The organism is Streptomyces sp. NPDC015346 (assembly GCF_043078785.1).
In the GTDB taxonomy this organism is placed as follows: Bacteria; Actinomycetota; Actinomycetes; order Streptomycetales; family Streptomycetaceae; genus Streptomyces.
Map to the genome: position 1 here is coordinate 17026 of NZ_JBIBTW010000006.1, position 14006 is coordinate 31031.

The 14006-nt window shown below is 71.4% G+C and carries 11 protein-coding genes; 7 read left to right on the top strand and 4 right to left on the bottom strand.

Annotated features, from left to right (window positions below; all coding sequences use genetic code 11):
- Nucleotides 1-122: 122 nt before the first annotated feature.
- Complete coding sequence (locus ACF06X_RS22475) at nucleotides 123-386, bottom strand: WhiB family transcriptional regulator (protein WP_015033978.1); 264 nt, start codon at nucleotides 384-386, stop codon at nucleotides 123-125.
- A 686-nt stretch (nucleotides 387-1072) separates the two neighbouring features.
- Between ACF06X_RS22475 and ACF06X_RS22480 the strand changes: the two genes are divergently transcribed.
- From ACF06X_RS22480 to ACF06X_RS22490, 3 genes are all read left to right on the top strand, one after another.
- A complete protein-coding gene (locus ACF06X_RS22480) occupies nucleotides 1073-1582 on the top strand; it encodes a cysteine dioxygenase (protein ID WP_392289059.1) in 510 nt (169 codons plus the stop codon).
- Nucleotides 1583-1647: 65 nt separating this feature from the next.
- A complete protein-coding gene (gene cofD / locus ACF06X_RS22485; protein ID WP_392289060.1) occupies nucleotides 1648-2604 on the top strand; it encodes a 2-phospho-L-lactate transferase in 957 nt (318 codons plus the stop codon).
- A 77-nt stretch (nucleotides 2605-2681) separates the two neighbouring features.
- On the top strand, nucleotides 2682-4004 hold the full coding sequence (locus ACF06X_RS22490; protein ID WP_392289410.1) for a coenzyme F420-0:L-glutamate ligase: 1323 nt from the start codon (nucleotides 2682-2684) through the stop codon (nucleotides 4002-4004).
- Nucleotides 4005-4011: 7 nt separating this feature from the next.
- Here the strand turns inward: ACF06X_RS22490 and ACF06X_RS22495 are convergent, their stop codons facing one another.
- Complete coding sequence (locus ACF06X_RS22495; RefSeq protein WP_392289061.1) at nucleotides 4012-5046, bottom strand: DNA-3-methyladenine glycosylase family protein; 1035 nt, start codon at nucleotides 5044-5046, stop codon at nucleotides 4012-4014.
- Nucleotides 5047-5262: 216 nt separating this feature from the next.
- On the bottom strand, nucleotides 5263-6558 hold the full coding sequence (locus ACF06X_RS22500) for a peptidoglycan recognition protein (protein WP_392289062.1): 1296 nt from the start codon (nucleotides 6556-6558) through the stop codon (nucleotides 5263-5265).
- Between the two features lie 137 nt (nucleotides 6559-6695).
- On the opposite strand from ACF06X_RS22500, the gene ACF06X_RS22505 reads away from it, so the two are divergent.
- The 4 genes from ACF06X_RS22505 to ACF06X_RS22520 all read left to right on the top strand — a co-directional run bounded on the left by ACF06X_RS22505 (nucleotide 6696) and on the right by ACF06X_RS22520 (nucleotide 12811).
- Nucleotides 6696-7448, top strand: coding sequence for a TIGR03089 family protein (locus ACF06X_RS22505; RefSeq protein ID WP_392289063.1), 753 nt, complete (start codon nucleotides 6696-6698; stop codon nucleotides 7446-7448).
- A 227-nt stretch (nucleotides 7449-7675) separates the two neighbouring features.
- Nucleotides 7676-8890 (top strand): LCP family protein, encoded by a 1215-nt coding sequence (locus ACF06X_RS22510; protein WP_392289064.1) that lies wholly within the window; start codon nucleotides 7676-7678, stop codon nucleotides 8888-8890.
- Nucleotides 8891-9156: 266 nt separating this feature from the next.
- Entirely contained in the window at nucleotides 9157-10929 is a 1773-nt protein-coding gene (locus tag ACF06X_RS22515; RefSeq protein WP_392289065.1) for an LCP family protein, read from the top strand.
- Nucleotides 10930-10978: 49 nt separating this feature from the next.
- Nucleotides 10979-12811: an LCP family protein gene (locus ACF06X_RS22520; protein WP_392289066.1), complete on the top strand. Its 1833-nt coding sequence runs from the start codon at nucleotides 10979-10981 to the stop codon at nucleotides 12809-12811.
- Between the two features lie 100 nt (nucleotides 12812-12911).
- On the opposite strand, the gene ACF06X_RS22525 is transcribed toward ACF06X_RS22520, so the two are convergent.
- A complete protein-coding gene (locus ACF06X_RS22525) occupies nucleotides 12912-13931 on the bottom strand; it encodes a glycosyltransferase family 2 protein (protein ID WP_392289067.1) in 1020 nt (339 codons plus the stop codon).
- Nucleotides 13932-14006: the final 75 nt, after the last annotated feature.

The window sequence follows — 14006 nt, forward strand, 5'->3', positions numbered from 1 at the left end:
GGTGTGCGCGGATTGGCGGGCGCACGGGTGGCCGGTGGCCGGGGGGTGTCCGGCGGGTGCCGGGCCGGGAGTCCGGCGGGTGTCCGGCCGGGAGTCCGGCGGGGTGCCGGCCGCGGGTCCTCTCAGACCGCGGCCTTTTTCAGGCGGCGACGTTCACGCTCGGACAGGCCGCCCCAGATGCCGAATCGTTCGTCGTTCTGCAGGGCGTATTCGAGGCATTCGGAACGGACCTCACAGGCGAGGCAGACCTTCTTGGCCTCGCGGGTCGAGCCGCCCTTCTCGGGGAAGAAGGACTCGGGATCGGTCTGGGCGCACAGCGCGCGCTCCTGCCAGCCGAGTTCCTCGTCCGCGTCCTCGACCAGCAGTTCCTGGAACAACTCGGTCATGTGCGCCCCTCGTCTGTCTTTGCGTCCCCGTGATGTTGCCGTTACCGATTTCGGCCGAACGACACGAGTGAAATTACAAGTTCGTGCTCTGAGCGAGTCAAGCCGGAATCTGCTATTGGGCCCGGTATTCACTCTGCGGAACCAAGGCTATGCGGAAAGTGTTCAAATCACCAAAAACCTGACACATGCCACCGGCCTGACCGCACCGCTTCCTCTCCCACTCCTCGACGAGGAGGGTCGATCCCTCCCCAGGGAGAGACGACCGTGAAGAGGATCTTGTTGCGATCCGGCCACGGAAGCGATCCGGATCACAGTCCGATCACGGACCGTCAGCCGTGTTTACAGGCCCGGTTGCTGCGCCATGTGTCCCGCCTTCCGGCTGCACAAACCTTTCTCCGGACCGGTCGACCGGATGAGGTGAAACATTGCGGCCAAATCGGGCATTGAGTTGACAGTCGGTCCTCCCTGCCGTCACCTTTGATTCCATGCCAGCGACCTCAGCGCCCTCCGCGACCCACGCCCGTGGGTTCCGCCGCGCTGTCCAGGCCCGCTGTTGCTGTTGCTGTCCCAGCTGTTGATGCCGTAGCGCTCCAGCCCGCACAGCCTCGCCTCTCCGCACAGCTCTGCGTTCCGCTTTTCCCCTGTCTTGCGACACCCTGCACTTCTGCTGAGGAACCACCGCACCCATGAACAGCGACAGCGACCTTCAGATCGCCGGCGACATCCTCGAGGTCCAGCACCTCCTCCAGCCGGCCCGCGAGCACCCCGCCAGCGTGGCCGAGTTCGCCGGCCTCGCCCGCTCCATCGCCGCCGACCGCGCGCAGTGGGCGCCCCACGTCGAGTACGACGCCACCACCCGCTGGTACCACCGGCTCCGCACCGGCCCGGGCTACGAGGTCTGGCTGCTGTCCTGGGTGCCCGGACAGGGCAGCGGGCCGCACGACCACGGCCGCTCGTCCGGCGTACTGACCGTCCTCGAAGGCGAACTGACGGAGCGTACGGAACGGGGCGTGCGGACGCTCGGGGCCGGCGCGCAGCGCGTCTTCGCGCCGGGGTACGTCCACGAGGTCGTCAACGACTCCCTCGAACCGGCGGTCAGCCTGCACGTGTACTACCCCGGTCTGACCGAGATGCCGATGCACGAATCCTTCCAGGCGCAATGCGCCCCGGCGGCCCCGGTGACCGTGACCGCCTGACACGCCCGCCCGTCGCCCGACCACCACCCCACAAAGGATCAGGCTGCGCCTGACAGACTGTTCGCATGCGCATTGTGGTTCTGGCCGGGGGCATCGGTGGTGCCCGCTTCCTTCGCGGCCTCAAGCAGGCCGCACCGGACGCGGAGATCACGGTCGTCGGCAACACCGGAGACGACATCCATCTCTTCGGGCTGAAGGTCTGCCCGGACCTGGACACGGTGATGTACACCCTCGGCGGTGGGATCAACGAGGAGCAGGGCTGGGGCCGTGCGGAGGAGTCCTTCACGGTGAAGGAGGAGCTCGCGGCGTACGGGGTGGGGCCGGAGTGGTTCGGCCTCGGCGACCGCGACTTCGCGACGCACATCGTCCGTACGCAGATGCTGGGCGCCGGGTATCCGCTGAGCGCGGTCACGGAGGCGCTCTGCGCCCGCTGGCAGCCGGGCGTGCGGCTGCTGCCGATGTCGGACGACCGGGTCGAGACGCATGTCGCCATCGAGGTGGACGGCGAGTCCCGGGCGGTGCACTTCCAGGAGTACTGGGTGAGGCTGCGGGCTTCCGTGGACGCCCAGGCCGTCGTGCCGGTCGGCGCGGAGGGCGCGAAGCCCGCGCCCGGAGTACTCGAGGCGATCGCGGAGGCGGACGTCATCCTCTTCCCGCCGTCGAACCCGGTGGTGTCGATCGGCACGATCCTGGCCGTGCCGGGCATCCGCGAGGCGATCGCGGAGGCGGGCGTGCCGGTCGTGGGCCTCTCCCCCATCGTCGGCGACGCGCCGGTGCGCGGCATGGCCGACAAGGTGCTCGCGGCGGTGGGCGTGGAGGCCACGGCCGCGGCGGTGGCTCGGCACTACGGCTCGGGCCTGCTCGACGGCTGGCTGGTCGACACGGTCGACGCGGGCACGGTCGCCGACGTCGAGGCGGCGGGCATCCGCTGCCGGGCGGTGCCGCTGCTGATGACGGACCTGGAGGCCACGGCCGCGATGGCGCGCGAGGCGCTGACGCTCGCGGAGGAGGTCCGCGGGTGAGGGGTCCTGCGGACGGCACGGGGGTGGGGCCGGCGGGCGGGGGCCCGCGGGCGGCCCGCGCGGACGGCGGCGAGGGCCTGGGCGGTGGCGGCCCGCAGCGTGAGGCGGGGCGTTCGTATCGGGTGTGGGGGCTGGAGGGGATGCCCGAGGTGAGGGCGGGGGACGATCTGGCGAAGTTGATCGCCTCCGTGTCGCCGGGGCTTCTGGACGGGGACGTGCTGCTCGTCACCTCGAAGATCGTCAGCAAGGCCGAGGGACGGGTGATCGCCGCCGACGACCGTGAGGAGGCGATCGACGCCGAGACCGTACGGGTGGTCGCGCGGCGCGGGACACTTCGGATCGTCGAGAACCGGCAGGGCCTCGTCATGGCCGCGGCCGGGGTCGACGCCTCCAACACCCCCGCCGGAACCGTGCTGTTGCTGCCCGTCGACCCGGACGCCTCGGCCCGGGCGGTACGGGAAGGGCTCCGGGACGCGCTCGGGGTCGACGTCGGTGTCATCGTCACGGACACCTCCGGGCGGCCCTGGCGCAGTGGACTGACCGACATGGCCATCGGCGCGGCCGGCGTGCGCGTCCTCGACGACCTGCGCGGCGGCACGGACGCGTACGGCAATCCGCTCAGCGCGACCGTGGTCGCCACCGCCGACGAACTCGCCGCCGCCGGTGACCTGGTCAAGGGCAAGGCCGGCGGAGTGCCGGTCGCGGTGGTCCGCGGGCTGCCGCACCTGGTCGGCGACGTCCAGGAGGGCGCCCGGGCGCTGGTCCGGAGCGCGGCCGACGACATGTTCCGGCTCGGGACCTCGGAGGCCGTACGGGAGGCGGTGACCCTGCGTCGTACCGTCCGGGAGTTCACCGACGAGCCGGTGGACCCGGGCGCCGTACGGCGTGCCGTCGCCGCCGCCGTCACGGCGCCGGCCCCGCACCACACCACGCCCTGGCGGTTCGTGCTCCTCGAATCCGCCGAGTCCCGGACCCGGCTGCTCGACGCGATGCGGGACGCCTGGATCGCGGACCTGCGCCGGGACGGAAGGTCGGAGGAGTCGATCGCCAAGCGGGTCCGCCGCGGCGACGTGCTGCGAGGCGCCCCGTATCTGGTGGTGCCCTGCCTGGTCATGGACGGTTCCCACCACTACGGCGACGCGCGCAGGGACACCGCCGAGCGCGAGATGTTCGTGGTCGCGGCGGGCGCGGGCGTACAGAACTTCCTGGTGGCGCTGGCGGGCGAGCGGCTCGGTTCGGCGTGGGTGTCCTCGACGATGTTCTGCCGCGATGTCGTACGCGATGTCCTCGGGCTCCCGGACGACTGGGACCCGATGGGCGCGGTGGCCGTCGGGCACGCGGCCGCTCCGCCGAAGGAGCGGCCGGCGCGGCAGGCGGGTCGGTTCATCGAGGTGCGCTGAACCGCGCCTACAGCGCTCCGATGTTCCCGGGGGTCATCCGGGGCGCGCGCCGGGGCGGGATGTGGCCGCTGAGGAGGATGAGGCGGGCCGCGCGGTGGCGCTGGCCCGCGTAGGGCTCCAGCAGGGCGAGCATCGCGGTGTCGTCGGCGGTGCGGTCGCCCGCGAGGGCGAAGCCGACGATGCTCGGCAGGTGGTAGTCGCCGACGCTGACGGCGTCGGGGGCGCCGTTGCTGCGCTGGACCGTCTCGGCGGAGGTCCAGGGGCCGATGCCCGGGATCAACTCCAGGCGTTCCTGGGCCTGTCGGGACTCCATCGAGGCGGCCTCCTCCATCCGCCGGGCCACCTTGACGACGCGCAGGATGGTGGCGGCGCGCTTGTTGTCGACGCCGGCGCGGTGCCACTCCCAGGAGGGGATGAGCGACCAGGTGCGGGCGTCGGGCATCACATGGAGGTCGGGCATCGCGGGAAGCCGGGCGCCGGGGCCGGGGGCGGGCTCGCCGTACTTCCGTACGAGCAGCCGCCAGGCGCGGTAGGCCTCGTCCGTCGTGACCTTCTGCTCCAGGATCGAGGGGATCAGCGACTCCATCACCAGGCCGGTGCGGGTCAGCCGGAGGCCGGGGCGGCGGCGGTGGGTGGCGGCGAGGAGGCGGTGGCGCGGGGTGAAGGCGCCCGGGTCGTCCTCGGCGCCGAGCAGCTGCGGGAGCCGGTCCAGGAGCCACTCGGCGCCCGGGCCCCAGGCCTCGGCCTCGGCGACGCCCTCGCTCGGGCGCAGCGAGACCCTGAGGGTGCCGGGGCCCGTGGGGGTGCGGGCGGCGCGCCAGACGGAGCCGTCGGGGGTCGTACGGAAGGTGGGGTCGCCAGGGCCGCGGCGGAGCGGGCCGAGGGTGAGGCCCAGGTCCGTGGGGGCGTCGGGGGTCCAGCGGCGGGTGAGGCGGGCGACCGGGGGGTGGGGGGCCCGGGCGGCGGGTACGGCGGCGGGTACGGGGACGTGGCCGCCGCGCACGGTGGTGCGGGTGGGACGTGGGGGGAAGCGGCCGGCCATGGGTACGAGCGTAACGGGGCGGGGGGTGCGCGCGGTGGCGGTGCGACGGGTCCGGGGGGCGCGCGGTGGCGGTGCGACCGGTCCGGGGGGCCCGCGGTGGCGGCGACCGGTCCGGGGGGACGGCAGGCGGTGGGCCGGGCCCCGGCCGGGGTGGTCCCGCCCGGAGCGGGGCCGGGTCGGCGATCCTGTAGGCCCGCCGGGACCGTGACCTTGAGCTCAGCTGCGGCCCTGGTACTTCGCCGAGGCGGTCCTGGCGGCGCCCAGCTTGCTGTAGAGGCGGCCGCCGGGGCAGTCCGTGGCGAATCCGTCGCGGTGGCCCGCGATCGTATGGAACTTGACCTTCTTGCCCTTCTTGTACTTGTTCCCGCCGCCCGAGGTGAGCGTCGCCTTGCCCTTCGGGTTGGCCCCGTGCAGCCCCAGCTTCCACGCCGTCAGCTTCGCCACGGCGTTCACCGCCGCGGCCGGCGGCGCCGTCTTGCTGAAGGAACCGAGAACCGCGATGCCCATGCTGTTGGTGTTGAAGCCGAGCGTGTGGGCGCCGAGCACCGGCTTGGCCACGCCTCCCGCACGGCCCTCGTAGATGTTTCCGCACTTGTCGACGGCGAAGTTGTAGCCGATGTCCCGCCAGCCGCTGCTCTTGACGTGGTAGCGGTAGATGCTCCGGATGACGGAGGGGGCCTGGCGGCAGGTGTAGTTGTTGCCGGTGGCGCTGTGGTGGACGAAGGCCGCCTTGACCGACTTCGTGTAGATGAAGCCCCCCTTGCGCATCTTCTCGTCGGCGCCCCACCCCTTGCGGGTGATGATCTTCGGTCGGGGTCCGATGTACGGCTTCGCGGCGGCCGCGGCGACCCCCGCCGTCGTCGTCGTTGTCGCCGTCGCCGCCCGCGACAGGGCCGGGAGGACGGTGGTCGCCGCCGGCCCCGACCGTGTCTCCGGGACCTCGCGCTCCGGGCCCGGGTCGACCAGCTCCAGGCGGAGTCCGGCCGGGAGAGGTGCCGCGTCCCGCTCGGTCTCCGGCCGTACGCGGATCTCGACGCCGTCCGACTCACCCACCCACAGCGGTGCGGTGGACCCGCGCAGCGCGGCCTCCGCCGCCTCCGCGGTGCCGGGGTCGGCCCCGTGCTCCTCGTTGTGGATCTCGACGTCCTGCCATGGCGACCACTCGGAGCCGCCGGCGGCCCGGGTGCGGACCTGGACCGTGCCGTGCAGGGGGGCACGGGCGTCGTCCCAGACGACACCGAGCAGGGAGAAGGGTCTGACGTCCCGTCGGGTCAGCCCTTGCGCGGCCATGCCGCCGATGGTCCGGTCGGTGGTACCGATCGGCCGAAGTGGCAGGGACTGGGTGGACCCGGCGACGTCCGTGTCGACGGAGCCGGCATCGACGGAGCCGGCGGCGGCCCCGTCGGCCTGACCGGCCGACGGCAGCGACGCCGCGGGGGTGGCGAGGGACAGCGGCAGGGCGAGCGCCGCCGCACACGTGACGGCGATGGAGGAGACAAGGTAGGCACGCATGAGGCGATCGTCCGCAGTCCCGGCGCATTTCGCTCGGCGGGATTCACTCTCCCCGCTGACGGGGCGTCGGTCCGACCGGTGGACGACGTCACCGGTACGGCGGGCCCCCGCGCGCCTCCCCGCGTACCCTTGCCCGCGTGAACGCCAGCGACCGCACCCCCGCCGACCTGCTGCGATCCGCGCTCGCCGCGGACCCCGCACGCCCCTTGGTCACCTTCTACGACGACGCCACCGGTGAGCGCGTGGAATTGTCCGTCGCCACCTTCGCCAATTGGGTGGCCAAGACGGCCAACCTGCTCCAGGGGGAGCTGTCCGCCTCCCCCGGCGACCGGCTCGCGCTGCTGCTGCCCGCCCACTGGCAGACCGCTGTCTGGCTGCTCGCCTGCTCGTCCGTCGGCGTGACCGCCGAGGTCGGCGGCGACCCGGCGGACGCCGACTACGTCGTCGCGGGCCCCGACACCCTGGAGGCGGGCCTGGCCTGCTCGGGCGACCGGATCGCGCTCTCCCTCGCCCCGCTGGGCCGCCGCTTCCCCGCCCCGCCCGCCGGATACGCGGACTACGCGGTCGAGGTGCCGAGCCAGGGGGACCGTTTCGCCCCGTTCGTCCCGGTCGACGCGGACGCTCCGGCCCTCGTCGTCGGCGGTACGGAACTGACGGGTGCCCAGCTCGTCGAGCGGGCCCGCGCGGACGCCGAGGCCCTCGGCCTCGCGCCCGGGGGCCGGCTGCTCTCGGCACGTCCGTACGACACCTGGGAGGGGATCTCCGCCGGGCTGTACGCGCCGCTGGCCGCCGGGGCCTCCGTCGTCCTGTGCCGGAACCTGGACCGGCTGGCGCCCGAGGCGCTCGAGAAGCGGGTGGAGAGCGAGCGCGTCACCGCGACGGCGGTATGACGACCCGCGGGACACGGGGACACTGGCGACCCGCACGACGTCCACGACCCGCCGAGGTTCCACCCGTATGGCGCACCGACTCGCCGAGTCCCCGGGTCCCCGCCTCCACTCCGGTACATGATCGGCGGTAGCTACCCCTCCCGTACAACCATGCGTCGGGTTCAGCCGTCTACGTCTGCGACCGGCGGCCCGGCGCGCCGCCGACGCCATCGAGGACGGACTCAGACGTGACGGACAGTGCCGGCACGCCCGCCGAACCGGACACCCCGGACGAGGACGAGACGACCAGCACCCCCGCCAAGAGCACCCCCGCCGAGCGCGAGCCGGCCGGCCCCCGGGGCGGCGGGTGGCGCAGACGTCACTGGCTGCGCTGGACGGCGCTCGGGGTCTCGGTGTTCGTCATCGCCGCGGCCGGTGCCGGGTGGTGGATCTACCGCAAGCTCGACAACAACATCACCACCGACACCGACGCCGCCGCCGAACTGCTCAGGTACGAGAAGGAGCGCCCCAGCCCGGCCGTCAAGGGTGCGCAGAACATCCTGCTCATCGGCTCCGACACCCGGGCCGGGCCGGGCAACAAGAAGTACGGCAAGGACAAGGGGACCCAGCGCTCGGACACCACGATCCTGCTGCACCTCTCGGCGGGGCGGTCGAGCGCCACGGCCGTCTCCCTCCCGCGCGACCTGATGGTGGAGATGCCGAGCTGCCGCCAACCGGACGGGACCCGCACGCGGGAGCAGTTCGCGCAGTTCAACTCGGCCTTCGAGATCGGCGGCACGGCGTGCACGATCCGTACCGTCGAGCGGCTGACGGGGATCCGGATCGACCACCACATGGTGATCGACTTCCAGGGCTTCAAGAAGATGGTCGACGCGGTGGACGGGGTGGAGGTCTGCCTCAAGGAGCCGATCGACGACGACGACGCGCAGCTGCGGCTTCCGGCCGGGCGCCAGACGCTCCGCGGCGAGCAGGCCCTGGGCTTCGTACGGGCCCGCAAGTCGCTGGGGACCGGCAGTGACACCGAACGCATGGACCGGCAGCAGCAGTTCCTCGGTGCGCTGGTCAACAAGATGCAGAGCAACGGCGTTCTGCTGAACCCGACCCGGCTGTACCCGGTCCTGGACGCGGCGACCAAGTCGGTCACCACCGACGCGGGTCTCGACTCGCTGCGGGACCTGTACGACCTGGCGCGTTCGATGCGGAGCATCCCCACGGAGAAAGTGCAGTTCCTCACGGTGCCGCGGCGGCCCTACTCGTACAACGTGAATCGGGACGAACTCGTACAACCTGAGGCGAGTCAGCTCTTCAAGCGGCTACGGGAGGACGAGACCGTCACCGTGACGCCGGGCGGCAAGCAGAAGGCGGACGGCACCGACTCGGCGAGCCCCGCGCCGACGCCGACGTTCTCGGGGCGCAACGCGGCGGAGGGCGTGTGCACGTAGCGGGGGTCGGTGCGGGCGGGGTGGATGAGTGTGGATGAGTAAAGCGCATTCCAAGGGGAGGGCTGTTGTCGATGAGGTTTGAGCAAATTGCCCGGTTGTAAGGGGCGTGGAATTTGTCACGGACGTCGCCCCACGCTGAACTGGGCGGATAGTGTGACGCGATCCGGTGCTCCCGACCTCGTGGTCGCCGCACTCAACGGATCGAACGACCGAGCGCCCGACGGGGGAGGCGCCTCGCGTGGCACCGACGGAGGATTCAAGTAACCGTGGACGCGCACAGCCGTGGACAGGCGGACGAGATCGACCCCGCCGACCAGTGGGTGCTCAACCCGCAGACGGGCAACTACGAACTGCGACTGAACCACTCCACTGAGCAGCAGGCCCCGCGCTCGGCGCCGCTCTCCCACCCCCGCGGCACCACCACTCCGGGCCCGAGAACCGCCGAACGCTCGCGGACCGGGGAGCGTTCCCGCACCGCGACCGAGGCGCCCGTCCCCGGTCAGCGCCGCCGCCGCGCCCCCGAGGGCCCCGGTGGCACGCAGCCGTCGCCCGGTCGCCGCAAGCGGAAGCCGCAGAAGTCCCGCAAGAAGAAGGCGCTGCTCTGGACGGGCGGGACGATGGCCGTCGTGCTCGTGGCCGGCGCGGCGGGCGCGTACGCGCTGTACGACCACTTCAACGGCAACATCAACACCATCGACGTCGGTGACGCCGCTTCGGGTGGCGAGACGATGGAGGGGCCGCTGAACATCCTGATCATCGGCAACGACGTCCGCACCGGCGAGGGCAACACGAGTTACGGGAACAAGACCAACGTCACCGGCCACGCCGACACGACGTTCCTCTTCCACGTCTCCGAGGACCGCACCAACGCGACGGCTCTGAGCATCCCCCGTGACCTCAAGATCAAGATCCCGGACTGCCCCACGAAGCAGCCCGACGGTTCGACCAAGGTCATCCCCGGCTCGGTCGGAACCACGAAGTTCAACGAGTCGTTCGGCGTGGACGGCCGCGACCCGGGCTGCACGATGCGCACCGTCAAGGAGCTCACGGGCGGGATCGAGGTCAACCACTTCATGATGGTCGACTTCAACGCCGTGAAGACACTGTCGACCGCGGTCGGCGGCGTGAAGGTCTGCCTCACCAAGCCCATCCGTGACAAGAACTACTCCAAGCTCAACCTCCCGGAGGGCGAGCACACGATCATGGGCGAGGACGCGCTCGCGTTCCTCCGCAACCGGCACGGTCTCGGCAACGAGAGCGACCTCGACCGGATCAAGATGCAGCAGCAGTTCCTCGCCTCCATGATCCGGCAGCTGAAGGAGGACACGCTCGACAGTCCGACGAAGCTGTACTCGGTCGCGGACGCGGCGACCAAGGCCCTGACGGTGGACCGGGGAATAGGCAGCGCCCTGAAGCTGACCGCGCTCGCCAAGGAACTCGGCAAGATCGACCTGAAGAACATCAGCTTCCTGACCGTTCCGGTGGTCGACAACCCGGACGAGCCGCCCAACAAGCGGGCGACCGTCGTCCTCGACCCGGTCAAGGCGCCGCAGGTGTTCAGCATGGTGCAGAACGACGTCTCCTTCACCGAGGTGAAGAAGAAGGAACAGGACACCAAGAAGGCCAAGGCCCAGGCCGAGGCGAAGTTGCTCCAAGGACCGCGCGCCCAGGCGGGCGACGTGCGCGTCGACGTCTACAACGGCAGCGGCATCCAGGGCGCGGCGCAGTCGACGATCAACTGGCTGCAGGTCCAGCAGGGCGTCACGAGGTCCACGAACAAGGCCAACGCCCCCGAGAAGGCGGCGAAGACCACCCTCACGTACGCGCCGAACCAGGCCGACCAGGCCCGCAAGCTCGCGGACATGATGGGCCTGCCCGCCACGGCTCTCAAGCCCGGCACCACGGACGCCGGGGAGCTCGAGCCCATGACGCTCGTCCTCGGTTCCGACTTCAAGGGCGCGGGGACGCCCATCACCGCTCCGGCGAAGGCGCCGGACGTCGGACAGGTGGGAGCCGACAAGAAGGTGTGCGCCAAGTGACCCGGAAACACCGGGTCGCCGAACGCGTCTGAAAACGAGGGGACCAGGGGTGGGACAGAGCAGCGTGCGCGGGGAGGGGACGCGTGGAGGCGTTCCGCACGCCCGCGATTTGGGCTGGGACGAAAGTCTTTACGGCGACGGGGGCGAGGGGGCCGCTACGGGCACCCGGACCGCCGACGCCGGTGCGGCCGACGCCGGTGCGACCGACGACGGCAAGAGCCACGGCAAGGGCGACGGCGGCCAGGGCGACACGGGTGTCAGGAGCGGCCGGCGCGGCAGGAGCGGCGCGGGGGGCAGGAGCGGTCAGGGTGCCGGCAGCGGTGGTGACAGCCGTACGAATCACCGGCGCGGAGGGGCTCGTCGGCGTGCCAAGAAGTCCGGCAAACGCAAGGTGTTCCGCTGGGTCGCCGCGACCCTGTCCCTGCTGATACTGGGCACGGCCGGCGCCGGATACCTGTATTACGAGCGCCTCAACGACAACCTGCGCGGCGGCAGTCGCGCCGGCGGCGACAGCGGTGTGAAGAAGGCCGCGCCGAACGCGCTCGGCGACACCCCGCTCAACATCCTGCTCATCGGCTCCGACAGTCGGGCCGACGCCAAGAACGTGGCGCTCGGCGGCGGCAAGAACCTCCGGGAGAGCCCGCCGCTCGCGGACGTCCAGATGCTGCTTCACATCTCGGCGGACCGCAAGAACGCCAACATCGTCTCCATACCGCGCGACACGATCGTCCCGATCCCGGAGTGCAAGGGCGAGGACGGCACGCCCTACCCCGCCACCACCACCAAACCCATCAACGAGACGCTGGGGCGCGGGGGTCCGGGCTGCACGCTGACCACCTGGGAGAGCATCACCGGCGTGTACATCGACCACTGGATGATGATCGACTTCGCGGGTGTGGTCGCGATGGCGGACGAGGTCGGCGGCGTCCCGGTCTGTGTGAAGACCGGCGTCCACGACCGGTCGACCCGGCAGGTCAAGGGCGGCTCGGGCCTGAAGCTGGGCCCGGGCACCACCGAGATCAAGGGTGAGCAGGCGCTCCAGTGGCTGCGTACCCGGCACGCGTTCGGCAACGACCAGAACCGCGCCAAGGCCCAGCACATGTACATGAACGGCATGATGGAGAAGCTCCAGAAGCAGAACGCCTGGAGCGACACCGGGCGGCTGATGGGTCTGGCGGAGACCGCCACGAAGGCGCTTCAGGTGTCCGACGAGATCCGCTCGGTCTCCAAGCTCTTCGAGCTGTCGATGCAGCTCAAGAACGTGAAGCTGGACCGGCTCACGACGGCGACGGTCCCCACGACCGAGTGGTCGCAGAACAGGGACAAGCTCGTCATGGTGGAGTCGTCCGCCGACAAGATGTGGGCGATGCTCCGCGACGATGTCGCCTTCGACAAGAACGGCGACCCGGCCGGCGCCAAGCCGACCGTCTCCGCGTCCGCGAAGCCGAAGGGCCCGACGGCGGGGGCACCGGGCAGCCTGGCCGTCACGGTCGTCAACGGCACGGGTGTCGGCGGCCAGATGTCCGTGGACGGCCGGGCCGGCACCATGGCGAACGCGCTGAAGGACAAGGGCTTCACGGGGGCGGAGGCCTCGCAGAGCGCCGAGCCGCGCAAGGACACGATCGTCAAGTACCCGAAGGCGGACGGCGACCAGGGCAAGGCGGACGCCCTGTCCGTGGCCAAGGCGCTGGGCCTGCCCGACTCGGCGGTCCGGGCCGACGCCAAGGCGGAGAGCATCACGCTGGTGATCGGCGGGGACTGGCGCGAGGGCGCCACGTACAAGAAGCCGAAGACCGAGGCGGGCGACCTGCCGGAGGGCGCCGACGACAAGGTGGACTGCATGGAAGTCTATTCGGTCTACCGGTGGGACGGGAAGAGCTGACCCGTCGCCGCACGGCACGCGGAAGACGAAGGGCCGGGACCCCTGGGGTCCCGGCCCTTCGTTATGTCCGTACGGGGAATCCCTCTGTACGGGAAGTCGCTCAGACCTTCTCGGACGTGACCGCCGGGCGGCGGCTCGCGATGACCTTCCGGGCCAGCGCGCGCGGGCTCGTCAGGAAGCCGTAGCCCCAGGACATGTGCATCGTCGCCAGCGCGACCGGGATCTGGAGGCGGGCCTTCAGAGGCAGCCCCTTGCCCGCCGGGATCGAGCCCGCCGTGATCGCCGCGAGGTAGCCGGCCGGGATCAGGAAGCCGAGAGGGGTGAGGGTCGCCCCCACGACCAGGCCCGCCGCGATCGCGCAGACGGCGGTCGGCGGGGCCAGATAGCGGAGGTTGATGGAGCCCTGGTGGTAGCGGGCCACCACATGGCGCCAACGGCCGTAGTCCTTGTACTGCTTGGCCAGCGCGCGCACGCTCGGGCGCGGCCGGTACTGCACGCGCAGCTCCGGCGAGAACCAGATCAGACCGCCCGCCTCGCGGATACGGAAGTTCAGCTCCCAGTCCTGGGCGCGGATGAACTCCACGTTGTAGCCGCCCTGTCGCTCCAGGGCCTCGCGCCGGAACACACCCAGATACACGGTTTCGGCGGGTCCCGCCTGACCGCCGGTGTGGAAGGCCGCGTTGCCGACACCGATCTTGGAGGTCATCGCGGCGGCCACCGCGCGCTCCCAGTCGTTCTCGCCCTCGGCGTGCATGATGCCGCCGACGTTCTGCGCGCCGGTCTCCTCCAGGAGGCGGACGGCGGTGGCGATGTAGTTCGGCGAGAGCATGCCGTGGCCGTCGACCCGCACCACGATGGGGTGGCGGGAGGCCTGGATCGCCGCGTTGAGGGCGGCGGGGGTGCGGCCGGTGGGGTTCGGCACGGTGCGAACCCGGGGGTCCTCCCGTACGAGCTCGGCGGCGATCTCGTCCGTACGGTCCGTGGACGGGCCGAGTGCGATCACCACCTCCATCTCACCGTCGTACTCCTGCTCGAGGATGTGACGGACGGAGTCGCGCAGATGCCGCTCCTCGTTGAGGACCGGCATGATCACGGAGACGGGCGGCAGGGCGGCAGGCATGTGGTCCTCTGGGGTCCGGGGGTCGTCCCCCCGGGAGACAGCGGGATATCGCCCGCCACGTTACCGCGAACGGGC

Bases quoted from the DNA above. Each gene is read 5' to 3' on its own strand.
- ACF06X_RS22475 (WP_015033978.1), bottom strand. From the start codon at position 386: ATGACCGAGTTGTTCCAGGAACTGCTGGTCGAGGACGCGGACGAGGAA.
- cofD (WP_392289060.1), top strand. From the start codon at position 1,648: ATGCGCATTGTGGTTCTGGCCGGGGGCATCGGTGGTGCCCGCTTCCTT.
- ACF06X_RS22480 (WP_392289059.1), top strand. From the start codon at position 1,073: ATGAACAGCGACAGCGACCTTCAGATCGCCGGCGACATCCTCGAGGTC.
- ACF06X_RS22495 (WP_392289061.1), bottom strand. From the start codon at position 5,046: ATGGCCGGCCGCTTCCCCCCACGTCCCACCCGCACCACCGTGCGCGGC.
- ACF06X_RS22500 (WP_392289062.1), bottom strand. From the start codon at position 6,558: ATGCGTGCCTACCTTGTCTCCTCCATCGCCGTCACGTGTGCGGCGGCG.
- ACF06X_RS22525 (WP_392289067.1), bottom strand. From the start codon at position 13,931: ATGCCTGCCGCCCTGCCGCCCGTCTCCGTGATCATGCCGGTCCTCAAC.